Genomic DNA, 12,017 nt, shown 5'->3' on the forward strand with positions numbered 1-12,017 from the left:
CGGCGCAGATAACCTATTGGTACTAGCCCCCCGGTTCAGGTGGCACAGGTGCCTACACTGGCGCCGCACCGCCCAGAAACGGGAAGGCCGGTGGCCCGGGCTGAACGGCTGGGCATGTCCCTGCGAAAGTTTCGGCCCCTGCGGCCGTTGATGTCCTGTCCACACGCAATCTGAGAGAGCCGCACCCAACATGCGCCCGAATCCCACCTTGCTGGCCCTGTCGCTGGCCGCCCTACCCGCCTTCGCTTCGGCTGCGGATTTCGACAACTGGCCGACCAGGTACACCTTCGGGGATGGCACCGAACTGGCGGCCACCGCCAACATCGCCTACGACTACAACGACTTTTCCTCGGCCAGTGGCCTCGAGGACGACGACGCCGTGCGCCGCAAGGAATTCGGTGCGACGCTGAAGAAGAAGGGCGTGTACGACGCGATGGTCTACTACGACTTCCAGGCCGATACCTGGCTGGACGTGTTCGTGCGCTTCGAGAGCAAGGCCTTCTTCGGCCGCGACATCGGCCGCTTCCGCTTCGGCTACATGAAGACCCCGGTCGGCCTGGACGCGAACACGTCCTCGCGTGCCGGCAGCTTCCTGGAAACCTCGCTGCCGGTGCAGGCCTTCTACGAAGGTCGCCGTACCGGTGTGGAATGGGTGCTGGAGCGCCCGCAGTACCTGCTGCAGGCCGGCGCCTATGGCGGCAAGGACCTGCAGGGCGACAACCCCGGCACCACCCAGGCGGTGCGTGCGGTGTGGACGCCGGTGAAGGCACCGGGTGACGTTATCCACCTGGGCCTGGCCTACTCGCAGGAGAACCCACGCGGCTACAGCGATGGCCGCGACGTGCACCACGAGGCCAGCGCCCGCCTGCGCGCGCGCCCGGAAGCCGGCCTGACCGACATCCGCTACGTCGATTCCGGCGCGCTGGTCACCGCCGACCAGATCCGCCGCACCGGCCTGGAAGGCATCTGGATCCACGGCCCGTTCTCGCTGCAGGCCGAAGCGCTGCGCGCGACGGTCACCCGCCATGACGGCAAGCCCGACTTCACCGGCAGCGGCCAGTACGCGATGGCCAGCTGGGTGCTGACCGGCGAATCGCGCCCGTACAACGCTGGCGCGGTGGCCAACATCAAGCCGGCGCACAACTACGGTGCAGTGGAACTGGTGGCGCGCTACAGCCGCCTGGACCTCGACGATGGCGACATCCTCGGTGGCCGCCAGCACGACCTGACGTTGGGCGCGAACTGGTACCTGACCAGCCACTTCAAGTTCCAGGCCAACTACGTGAAGGTCGACGCCAGCCGTCGTGGCGTGCACAGCACGCCGGAGATCTTCGAACTGCGCGCGCAGATGCACTTCTGACCCCTTCCACGTCAGACCCCGGCGGGCGTGCACGCCACGCCCGCCGGCCCTGCGTAGACTGCCGCCATGTACTGGCTCAGCCGCCACCGGATGCTGTTGCTGACGATCCTGGTGATGGTCGGTGGCACCGTGCTGTGCGCGGTCGCCGCTGGCCATTACGCCTGGCGGCGCGCGCTCGGCGACGAAAGCAGCCAGGTGCAACGCCAGCTGCAGCTGTATGGCCAGGGCCTGCAACAGCGCATCGACCGCTTCGGCACCTTGCCGCAGGTCATGGCGCTGGATCCGGATCTGCTGCACGCACTGCGTGTGCCGCCCTCGCCCGGCGAACGGCAGCGACTGAACCTCAAGCTGCAACGTGCCAATGAAGTCACCCGGGCCTCGACCCTGACGCTGGTCGGCCACGATGGTGTGGCGGTGGCAGCCAGCAACTGGGACCAGCCGACCAGCAACGTCGGCGAGAACTACAGCTACCGTCCTTATTACCGCCAAGCCCTCGCCCAGGGCCGTGGCCGCTTCTACGGCATCGGCATGACCACCGGCGTGCCCGGCTATTACCTTTCGCAGGCCATTGAGGATGACGGCAAGCGGCTCGGCGTGGTGGTGATCAAGGTCGAGCTGTCCGCGCTGGAACAGGAGTGGTTGAGCAGCCCGGACGTGGTGCTGGCCAGCGACGACCATGACGTCGTGTTCCTGGCCAACCGGGACAGCTGGCGCTACCGGCTGCTGCGTCCGCTGCGTGCCGGTGAGCGCCGCGAAATGCTCGATGCTCGTCAGTACGCCGACCGTGCCCTGCAGCCCTTGCGTGCACGTACCGAAGACGTGCTGTCCGATGGCGGCCGCATGGTGCGGCTGCTGGATCCTGCGCTGCCGCAGCCGATGCTGTGGCAAAGCCTGCCGCTGCCCGCCGAGGGCTGGAACCTGCACCTGCTGCACGACGCCAGCGCCGCTACTGCTGCCGGTCGCGCGGCGGCACTGACCGGCGGTGCCGCGTGGCTGGCCCTGGGCTTCCTGGTGCTGTTCGTGCAGCAGCGCAGGCGCCTGGCCAAGCATCGCCTGCGCAGCCGCCGCGAACTGGAAACCCTGCTCAAGCAGCACGCACAGGAACTGCGCACCGCACAGGATGGCCTGCTGCAGGCCGCCACCGATGCCGACAGCGGCCTCAGCCGCAGCCTCGAACACCTGCCACAGGGTGTGGTGGTGATCGACCGGGAACTGCGCCTGGTCGCGTGGAATTCGCGCTACCTGGAGCTGTTCCGCTTCCCCGTGGACCTGGTGCGCGTTGGCCGGCCGATCGAGGAACTGTTCCGCTTCAACGCGCGCCGTGGCCTGCTCGGTCCCGGCCCGGTGGACGAGGCCATCGAGCGCCGCCTGAACCACCTGCGCAGTGGCCGCCCGCATATGCGCGAGAGCGAGAAGGACGACGGCACGGTGCTGGAGATCCGCGGCAACCCGCTGCCCGACGGCGGCTTCGTCACCAGCTATGCCGACATCACCAGCTACAAGAACGCGGCGCGCGAACTGCGCTCGCTGGCCGATGCGCTGGAACACCGCATCGCCGAGCGCACCCGCGACCTGGACGAAGCACGCCGCGAAGCCGAGCAGGCCAACCGCTACAAGACGCGATTCGTCGCCTCGGCCGTGCACGACCTGCTGCAGCCGCTCAACGCGGCGCGCATGTTCGTCTCGGTGCTGCGCGGCAAGCTGGGCGACCCGGCGCAGCAGCAGACTGCGGACCACATCGATGCTGCACTGGCCGCGCAGGATGCGATCCTCAATAGTCTGCTGGATATCGCGCGCCTGGAATCCGGCAGCCTGCCGACCCGAGTGCAGGCGTTCCGGCTCGGGCCTTTGCTGCAGACGCTGGCGCGCGAATTCGGCATCGCCGCACAGTCGCGTGGCCTGGTGGTCGATTGGGTCGATACCAATGCGGTGGTGGTCAGCGATGAAGCCCTGCTGCGCCGGATCCTGCAGAACTTCCTGTCCAACGCGCTGCGCTACAGCGAACGCGGCCGCGTGCTGCTCGGCTGCCGTCGCCGTGAAGGCATGCTGTGGATCGAGGTGCACGACCAGGGCCCCGGCATTCCCGACGCGTTGCAGGGCGAGATCTTCGAGGAGTTCCGCCGCCTGCACGACGGCCAGCAGCGCGGCGCCGGCCTTGGCCTGGCCATCGTCGATCGCATAGGCCGCCTGCTTGGGCATCCGATCCGGCTGCGCTCGCAGCTGGGCCAGGGCAGCGTGTTCGCGGTGGGCGTGCCGTTCGGCGAAGCCAGCGCGATTCCCGCTACTGCTCCTGTGCCGGTGCTGGTGCAGGAACCGGCGGCGGACAACCCGCTTCGCGGTCGCCGGGTGTGGGTGATCGACGACGATCCGCACGTGTGCGCGGCCAGCCGCGCGCTGCTGGAGCGCTGGGGCTGCGAGGTGGCGCTGGCCGACGGCCCACCAGCGGCGCTGCTGATGGCGGCAACAGGCGCGGTACCGGAGCTGGTGCTGCTGGACGTGCGCATGGGCGATCACCACGGGCCGGTGCTGTACGAGACCTTGGCCGAACGGTGGCAGACCCGCCCGCCGGTGGTACTGGTCACTGCCGAGCGCGATGCGGGATTGCGTGAGATGGCCGCCGAGCGCGGCTGGGGAATGATGGCCAAGCCGGTGAAGCCGCCGGCGCTGCGGGCGCTGATGAGTCAGTTGCTGATCCGGCATCGCGGGTAGTTTCCAGCCAACGGCGCAGCCCCTCGTGGGTGGCTACGCAAAGCAGTTCAGCGGTGGGGCCGGGTAGATGGGCTGCACAGGGGACGCTGCAAGTACGTCCCTGTAAGCTCGGTCGCCGCAACCATGCGGCTCACGCCCCTGCGCAGCCCATCTACCCGGCCACGGACACGTTCCGTGCACGTCCACCCCGGAGAAGAAAAAAGATCAAAAGCGGGTCGCGCGCTGCGCTTGCTCGTGTAGAGCCGAGTCCGTGCTCGGCCTCGCGGACCGGCCGCAAAGCAGCCGAGCGTGGGCTCGGCTCTACAACAGGCCGCCTGCCAGGCTGCCTTTGCTTTTGATCTTCTTTTCTCTTCCGTGGGTGAGGAACACCCGGAATCTGTCAGCGGCCGGGTGGGTGGGTAGTGCGGGGTGTCCGCGGCATGGATGCCGCGGCCAAGCCCCCAAGGACGGGTTTACGGCGTCCCCGCACTACCCACCCACCCGGCCAGCCCTCAGCAATCCGGCTTTCCACGACCAACCAGACACCACCCACGAGGGGCTGCGCCGTTGGCTGGAAACTACAACCCGATGCCGGCGTCGCCTTCAGGCTCCAGCGCCTTCACCAGCACCGCGGCCTGGGTGCGGCTATGGCACTCGAGTTTTTTCAGGATGGCGGTGACATGCACCTTCACCGTGTTCTCCGCCAGCCCCAGCGTGTAGGCGATCTGCTTGTTGAGCAGGCCATCGGCCAGGCACAGCAGCACGCGGAACTGCTGCGGGGTCAGCTGGGCCAGGCGGCTGGCCAGCAGCGCATCGGCCTCCGAGCGCTCGGCGGCCATCGCCGGGAACCACAGGCCGCCGTCGAGCACTGCCTGCACGGCCTCGCCGATGGTCTCGGCCGGGGCCGACTTCGGGATGAAACCGGCCGCGCCGAACTGCTGGGCGCGGCGGATCACCCGCGGATGGTCGTTGGACGAGAGGATCACCACCGGGATGTCCGGATGCGAACCGCGCACGTGCAGCAGCGCGGAAAAACCGTGGGCGCCTGGCATGGTCAGGTCGAGCAGCACCAGGTCCACGTCCGGCTGTGCGTCGAGCGCCTCAGCCAATGCCTCGGCACTGGCCACCTCGCGCACCTGCGCCAGCGGCAGGCTCTGCCGCAAGGACTGCACCACCGCCGAACGCAGCAGCGGGTGGTCATCGGCGATCAGGATGGTGTATTCGCTCATGCCGCCATTGTACGGGCAGGTCGCCGCCTCAGCGCCCGGCCGGCTCGACGCTGCTGCGCCAGGCATCGAGGAACTGGCGACGCTTGAGCGCGTCCAGGTACACCAGCAGGCCCGGGCCGAGCTGGATCGGGCGGCGGCTGCGGCCGGGTGCATCGTCGCCCCGTGCGTTGCCGGTCACGATCGGCATCAGCCGCGCCTCGCGCGACAGCACCTGCTGGCCGCGTGGCGACAGCAGGTAGTCGAGGAAGCGCCGCGCTTCTTCGGGGTGCAGGCCGGTGCGCGGGATCACCGCGGTGCGCAGCACCACCAGCGTGTAGTCCTCAGGCTCGATGATGGCCAGTGGCGCGCCGGCATCGACACGTGCCTGCGCGTAGGAGCCGAGCACGTTGTAGACCAGCGACAGTTGGCCACTGGCCACCTGGTCCAGCAGCACGCCAGTACGCTCCTCGCGCACCACGTCGTTGTCGCCGAGCGCGCCCAGCAGCGCACCGGCGATGCTGCCGCGCTGCGCGTCCTGGGTCGCCAGCAGGTAGCCGACACTGCTGCGCTCGATGTCATAGGTGCCGACCCTGCCGCGCAGCGGTGCACCTTCCGCACGCAGCCGGTCGAGCAGCTGGCGCCGCGTGTGCGGCACCTTCGCCACCGGTAGTGCGCGGGTGTTGTAGACCATCACCACCGGCTCGTAGCTGATGCCGAATGCTTCGTTGCGCCATTGCGCCCACGCCGGCAGCGCGGCAGTCTGCGCCGAGCGGTGCGGCAGTGCGTGGCCATCGTTGACCAGCTTGGTCTGCAGGTCCATGCCGCTGGAGATCAGCAGGTCCGGTGATGCCGGCCCGCCGCGGTCGTGCAGGTACCGCGCGTACAGGTCCTGGGTGATGATGTCCTCGTACACCACTTCGGTGCCGGGGTGCAGGCGCTGGTAGTCGGCGATCACCACCGCGAACACTTCGATGTCGGTAGTGCCGTGGATGCGCAGCTGCGCCGTGGCCGCCCCCTTCGCAGGGAAGCGGCGCACGTCGCCCGGCGCGGCCAGCACCGGCAGGGCCAGCAGCAGGGCAACGGCCGTGGCAAACAGGCGGATCATGGACTGCTCCGTGGCAAGCGGATGGTGGCGATAAGCCCGCCCTGCGGGCGGTTGCTGAGGTCGATGCGGCCGCCATGGCTGTCGACCACGCGCTTGACGATGGCCAGGCCCAGCCCGGCACCGCCAGATGGCGCGCCCTCGCCACGCGCGAAGCGCTCGAACACGCGCTCGGCATCGGCCGCAGCGATGCCAGCGCCATGGTCGGCGATGGTCAGCACGGCCTGCCCGCCCTCCACGGTCAACGCGATCTGCAACGGGCCATCACCGCCATACTTCATTGCGTTGTCCACCAGGTTCTTGATCGCCTCGCGCAGCAGCAGCGCGTCGCCATGCACCTGCACCGGCTCGGCGGTCATCGCCAACTGCACGCGCGGTGCCGGGCCAGCCTGCGGCAGTGCTTCATGCAACGCCTGGTGCACCGTCTCGGCCAGGTCCACCGCCGCAAAGCGCTGCAGGTGCGAACGATGGATCACGCTGGCATCGCTGAGCAGCTGGTTGAGCAGCCGGCTCATGTGCGTGGCGTTGCGCTCGATCGCCTGCAGGCTGCGCCGCATGTCCTCTGGATCATCGTCATCCAGCGCCAGCTGCGCCTGCGCGCGCAGCGCGGCCAGCGGCGTGCGCATCTGGTGTGCGGCCTCGGCCATGAACGCGCGTAGTGTCTCGTTGCTGCTGGACAGGCGTTCCATGAAGCGGTTCAGCGCAGCCACCATCTGGTCCATCTCGCGCGGCACGCGGGCATCCAGCGGCTTCAGGTCGGACGGTTCCCGTCGCGACAGCTCGCGCTCCACCCGCACCAGCGGCCGGAATGCGCGATGCACGCCGAACGCCACCAGCGCCAGCAGCAGCCCGGACAGCACGCCGATCGCCAGCAACGCGCGGTTGACCATGTCCTGCGCGACCGCTTCACGCGCACGCCGGGTCTGACCGACCTGGACCTGCACCTCGCCCTGCGCCGAGGCGGCGGCGAAGCTGCGGCTGACCACCACGAAGCGCACGGTCTCGCCGCTGTAGGTGGCATCGAACAGCTGCGGCTGGGTACCGGGCCGGCGCGGCGGTGCCGGCAGGTCACCGTAGCCGGTGATCAGGGTGCCGCGGCTGTCGGCCACGCGATAGAACACGCGGTCCTCGGGCGCCATCGCCAGCAGGTCCAGCGCCGCATACGGCAGATCCACCTGCCACTGTCCATCGACCAGCGCCACCGAATCGGCGATGGACAGCGCCGAGGACACCAGCAGGTGATCGTAGGAACGGTTGGCGGCACGCTGGCCGTAATCGCGTGCGGCGAACAGCAGGGCCACCGCGAACACTGCCAGCAGCACGCCGAGATAGAGCAGCAGCGTGCGCCGCAGCGAACCCGGCGCCGCAGTCGCAGCGCGCACGTCAGCCATCGGCGTCGGCATCGGTATCGCTGGCTTCCAGCAGATAGCCAACGCCGCGCACCGTAGTGATGCGCAGCGGCGCGCCCGCCAGCTTCTTTCTCAGGCGGCCAACATACAACTCAATGGCATTCGGGCCCGCTTCGTCATCGAAACCGAACAGGCCGTTGCCGATCTCATCCTTGCCGACGACGTGGCCGAGGCGCCCGACCAGGATCTCCAGCAGGCGGTACTCACGGTTGGGCAGTTCGATCGGTTCGCCGTCGAGGCTGACCCGGTGCGCAGCGTTGTCGAACTGGAAGCCGCCGATCTGCACTACTTCGCTGGCCTGCCCGCGTGCACGCCGCAGCAGCACGCGGCAGCGCGCTTCGAACTCGCGGAAATCGAACGGCTTGCCGAGGTAGTCGTCGGCGCCGACGTCCAGCGCCTGCACGCGATCTTCAATGCCATCACGCGCGGTCAGCATCAGCACCGGCGTGCTGTCGCCGCGCTCGCGCATGCCGGCCAGCACGCGCAGGCCATCGAGCTTGGGCAGGCCGATGTCCAGCACCACCAGGTCGAAGCTCTGGTAGCGCAGCACGCTGGCGGCGGCCAGGCCATCAGCCTGCCAGTCCACGGCGTGCCCGCTACGGCGCATCCGGCGGATGATCGCATCGGCCAGATCCGGGTTGTCTTCGACCAGCAGCAGGCGCATGGGCACACGGGTGGGAGGGGAACCGAATGCTACCGCATGCCGCCGCCGAGCTCGCCGGGCACGGCGCGGCGAGATCGCCGGCACGCTTTTCGCTGCACCGCACAAACCGCTGACAGGACGATGACAGCTACGGCAACCCAGACTGCGGCCGCGCACCGTCCGGTGCCCACGATTGCCGCGCGCCTGGCGCGCACCTGGGAGGGTTTGTGGAATTCACGTTTGCCTGGCGGCGTCCTGCCGCCATGATGGCGCTGGCTGCCCTGTCGGCGCCGGCCTACGCCGCCGAAGACGACCGTCCGGTCACCGCCACCCTCGGTGGTCGCCTGCACCTGGATTTCGCCACCTTCGACAACGACAACCGCGGTACCCCGAACAAGGACGACACCGAGATCCGCCGCGCGTGGCTTGATGTGTCGGGCAAGTTCTTCGTGGTCGACTACAAGCTGGAAGCCGACTTCTCCGGCGACCGCGTCGAGGCCAAGGACGTGTACCTGGCACGCAGCTTCGGCAAGGCCGGCAAGCTGACCGTGGGCCAGTTCAAGCAGTACTTCTCGCTGGATGACCGTACCAGCTCCAACTACGGCAGCTTCCTGGAGCGCGGCAACGCCGGCACCACGCTGGCGCCGCTGTATCGCCTGGGTGCGTCCTGGCAGGCCAATCCGGGTGACTTTACCTGGGCGGCCAGCATCTACAGCCTGGAGAGCATCGACGCCTGGCAGGTGAAGGGCCGCGCAGCGGGGGGGCGCGTCACCTGGGCGCCCTCGCCCAGCGACGGTGACGTGCTGCACCTGGGCCTGTCGCTGGCCCGCGAGGCCTACGACAACCCGGGTGCCAACGGCGTGCCCGGCCTGCGCATCCGCCCGCGCCCGGCCGGCCATCTGTCCGACAACAGCCGCCTGACCCTGGTCGACTTCTCCGCCGGCCGCGATACCGACGTCAACAAGTGGTCGCTGGAATACGCGCAGGTGCGCGGCCCGCTGTCATGGCAGGGCGAGTTCAGTGGCGCCACCTTCGATGATGGCGCCCAACGCGGCGACGTGATGGCGGCCTACGGCATGCTCAGCTGGTTCGTCACCGGCGAAAGCCGTGCCTACGACCGCAAGACCGGCCGCTTCGCACGGGTCAAGGACATCCGCCACAAGGCTGGGGCCTTCGAAGTGGCGCTGCGCTACGACCAGATGTGGGGCGCGCAGCACCTCGATGGCGCGCCGGACCTGCGCCGTGGCAGCACTGAAGCGTGGACGCTGGGTGGCAACTGGTACCTGCGCGACAACCTGCGCTTCATGCTCAACGTGATCGAAAGCCGCAATCGCGACCGCCTGGCCGGGGTCACGGTGGACCGCACGCGCGCGGTCACCGGCCGCCTGCAGTACGACTTCTAAGCCAGCTGTCCCGGGCAAACCGCCCGACCCCCTTCCACTCCCCCACATCCTGTTTTCGCAAGGAGTCCGCAGATGATGCTGAGCATCCTCGGCTTTGGCATGGTCATTACGTTCATGTACTTGATCATGAGCAAGCGGTTGTCGCCGCTGGTGGCCCTGATCACCATCCCCATCCTGTTCGCGCTGATCGGCGGCTTCGGCGCCGGCATCGACGAGATGATGCTGGAGGGCATCAAGAAGATCGCGCCGACCGGCGTGATGCTGATGTTCGCCATCCTCTACTTCGGGGTGATGATCGACGCCGGCCTGTTCGATCCGCTGGTACGGGTGATCCTGCGCTTCGTCAAGGGCGACCCGATGAAGATCGTGCTTGGCACTGCGGTGCTGGCGATGCTGATCTCGCTCGATGGCGACGGCTCGACCACCTACATGATCACCGTCTCGGCGATGCTGCCGCTGTACCAGCGCCTCGGCATGAACGCGCTGAACATGACCTGCGTGACCATCTTGGCCGGCGGCGTGATGAACCTGACCCCGTGGGGCGGCCCGACCGCACGCGCGGCCACCGCGCTGCACGTGGACCCGGCCGATGTGTTCGTGCCGCTGATCCCGTCGATGGTGATCGCCTGTGCCGGCGTGCTGCTGCTGGCCTGGTACCTGGGCCTGAAGGAACGCCGTCGCCTCGGCGTGGTGACCCTGCCCAAGGGCGGCAGCTGGATGGACAACAGCGTGTCCGACGACAGCAACCCGCTGCCGACCGTGGAAGACGCCGAGGACATCAAGCGTCCGAAGCTGCTGTGGGTCAACCTGGCCCTGACCGTGGCGCTGATGACCGCGCTGATCATCGGCGTGCTGCCGATGCCGGTGCTGTTCATGGTCGGCTTCGCCATCGCCCTGGTGATCAACTACCCGAACCTGGCCGAGCAGCGCCGCCGCGTGGTCAACCATGCCGGCAACGTGCTGTCGGTGGTGTCGCTGATCTTCGCCGCGGGCATCTTCACCGGCATCCTCAACAACACCGGCATGGTCGAAGCGATGTCGCACAGCTTCCTGGCGGTGATTCCGGAGTCGTGGGGCCCGTACCTGGCGGTGATCACCGCGGTGGCGTCGATGCCGTTCACCTTCTTCATGTCCAACGACGCGTTCTACTTCGGCGTGCTGCCGATCCTGTCCGAGGCCGCCGGCAACTACGGCATCACCCCGGTTGAAATGGCGCGCGCCTCGCTGGCCGGCCAGCCGGTGCACCTGCTCAGCCCGCTGGTGCCGTCGACCTACCTGCTGGTGGGCCTGGCCAAGGTCGAATTCGCCGACCACCAGAAGTTCACCCTGAAGTGGGCCATCGCCATCTCGATGCTGCTGATGATCGGCAGCCTGCTGTTCGGCCTGTACCCCCTCGCCGCCTGACCCTTTGCCTAGGAGCCTTCTGCAATGACGCTTCGAATCGCTTACGTCACCAGTGGAATGGGCAGTGTCGGTACTGCCATCTGCCAGAGCCTGGCCCGCAGCGGCCACACCGTGGTCGCCGGCTGCGCGCCCAATTCGCCGCGCAAGGCCAACTGGCTGCGCGAGCAGCGCGAACAGGGCTTCGACTTCATCGCCTCCGAAGGCAACGCCACCGACTGGGCCTCGACCAGCGCCGCGTTCGCCAAGGTCCGTGCAGAAGTCGGCGAGGTGGACGTGCTGGTCAACAACTCCGGTGGCAGCCGCGACCTGCTGTTCCGGCAGATGACGGTGGAAGACTGGAACGCGGTGATCGCCTCCAATCTCAATGCGCTGTTCAACCTGACCAAGCAGGTGGTCGACGGCATGGCCACGCGGGGCTGGGGCCGCATCATCAATATCGGCTCGGTCAGCGCCCACAAGGGCCAGATCGGCCAGGTGAACTACGCCACCGCCAAGGCCGCGATGCACGGTTTCAGCCGTGCGCTGGCCGCTGAAGTGGCTTCGCGCGGCGTCACCGTCAACACGCTGTCGCCGGGCTACATCGCCAGCCAGGCGATCAGCAGTTTCCCGCCGGATGTACTGGATCGACTGGCGGCTTCGGTGCCGGTGCGCCGCCTGGGTCGCCCCGAGGAAGTGGCCGGCCTGTGCGCGTGGCTGGCCTCGGATGAAGCCTCGTACGTGACCGGTGCCGACTATCCGGTCAACGGTGGCCTGTACATGGGTTGAGCCCTCCCCCACGGAGTGCGCGGGGCCGGTGAACC

General features: G+C 68.2%; 9 protein-coding genes. 5 read left to right on the top strand and 4 right to left on the bottom strand.

Annotation, left to right across the window (positions count from 1 at the left end; genetic code table 11):
• Positions 1–190 precede the first annotated feature (190 nt).
• Positions 191–1,360: an OprO/OprP family phosphate-selective porin gene (locus AC5P66_RS12140; RefSeq protein ID WP_049411689.1), complete on the top strand. Its 1,170-nt coding sequence runs from the start codon at positions 191–193 to the stop codon at positions 1,358–1,360.
• A gap of 66 nt (positions 1,361–1,426) precedes the next feature.
• Positions 1,427–4,069, top strand: a complete 2,643-nt coding sequence (locus tag AC5P66_RS12145) for a hybrid sensor histidine kinase/response regulator (RefSeq protein ID WP_495216383.1) — start codon at positions 1,427–1,429, stop codon at positions 4,067–4,069.
• 557 nt (positions 4,070–4,626) lie between these two features.
• Here AC5P66_RS12145 and AC5P66_RS12150 read toward each other — a convergent pair.
• From AC5P66_RS12150 to AC5P66_RS12165, 4 genes are read right to left on the bottom strand one after another with little or no spacing between them, the layout of a single operon-like run.
• A complete protein-coding gene (locus AC5P66_RS12150) occupies positions 4,627–5,277 on the bottom strand; it encodes a response regulator (protein WP_049415316.1) in 651 nt (216 codons plus the stop codon).
• Positions 5,278–5,305: 28 nt separating this feature from the next.
• On the bottom strand, positions 5,306–6,361 hold the full coding sequence (locus AC5P66_RS12155) for an ABC transporter substrate-binding protein (RefSeq protein ID WP_049415307.1): 1,056 nt from the start codon (positions 6,359–6,361) through the stop codon (positions 5,306–5,308).
• Complete coding sequence (locus AC5P66_RS12160; RefSeq protein ID WP_099495300.1) at positions 6,358–7,749, bottom strand: sensor histidine kinase; 1,392 nt, start codon at positions 7,747–7,749, stop codon at positions 6,358–6,360. The genes AC5P66_RS12155 and AC5P66_RS12160 overlap by 4 nt, the downstream gene beginning before the upstream one ends.
• A complete protein-coding gene (locus AC5P66_RS12165) occupies positions 7,742–8,431 on the bottom strand; it encodes a response regulator (protein WP_049415305.1) in 690 nt (229 codons plus the stop codon). Before AC5P66_RS12165 ends, AC5P66_RS12160 begins: the two co-directional genes overlap by 8 nt.
• Positions 8,432–8,673: 242 nt before the next feature.
• Between AC5P66_RS12165 and AC5P66_RS12170 the strand changes: the two genes are divergently transcribed.
• The 3 genes from AC5P66_RS12170 (at position 8,674) to phbB (ending at position 11,982) form a co-directional block, all read left to right on the top strand.
• Positions 8,674–9,813 (top strand): OprO/OprP family phosphate-selective porin, encoded by a 1,140-nt coding sequence (locus AC5P66_RS12170; protein ID WP_049440196.1) that lies wholly within the window; start codon positions 8,674–8,676, stop codon positions 9,811–9,813.
• 75 nt (positions 9,814–9,888) lie between these two features.
• On the top strand, positions 9,889–11,217 hold the full coding sequence (locus tag AC5P66_RS12175) for a CitMHS family transporter (protein ID WP_005419191.1): 1,329 nt from the start codon (positions 9,889–9,891) through the stop codon (positions 11,215–11,217).
• A gap of 24 nt (positions 11,218–11,241) precedes the next feature.
• A complete protein-coding gene (gene phbB, locus AC5P66_RS12180) occupies positions 11,242–11,982 on the top strand; it encodes an acetoacetyl-CoA reductase (RefSeq protein ID WP_005419193.1) in 741 nt (246 codons plus the stop codon).
• Positions 11,983–12,017: the final 35 nt, after the last annotated feature.

The sequence above is a fragment of the Stenotrophomonas sp. YJH_SMC_122 genome, from assembly GCF_059369535.1.